At 60.7% G+C, this 321-nt stretch carries 1 pseudogene; it reads right to left on the reverse strand.

What is annotated here, in order from left to right:
- Nucleotides 1-52: 52 nt before the first annotated feature.
- A pseudogene (locus tag EN852_RS37900) lies at nt 53-321 on the reverse strand (LysR family transcriptional regulator); the annotation flags it as partial.

The raw sequence follows: 321 nt of genomic DNA on the forward strand, positions 1-321 counted from the left end.
CTGGAACGGTTGCTGGAACTGAAATAGTAAACGGCGGAGCAACCGAAGACGTCTATGACCCCTGTTGGACCTGCCTGTTGACGAACGCCTCGCGGATCGCCTCCTGCATGCCGTCGATCGCTTCACCGGAAGCGTTCGGGTTGCGGTGCATCACCACATTGGAGGAATCGATGTCGCCGAACCCATCCGTGGACGTCAGTTCGCGGCAGTCCGCCGGAATGTTGCTGCGCGAAATCGGCGCGATCGCCAACCCTGAGGTGACGGCAAGCTTCAGGCCGCCATTGGTGTCACTGGTATAGGCGACGCGATAGGCAAGGCCGC

The organism is Mesorhizobium sp. M2E.F.Ca.ET.209.01.1.1, assembly GCF_004010375.2.
Taxonomy (GTDB): domain Bacteria; phylum Pseudomonadota; class Alphaproteobacteria; order Rhizobiales; family Rhizobiaceae; genus Mesorhizobium.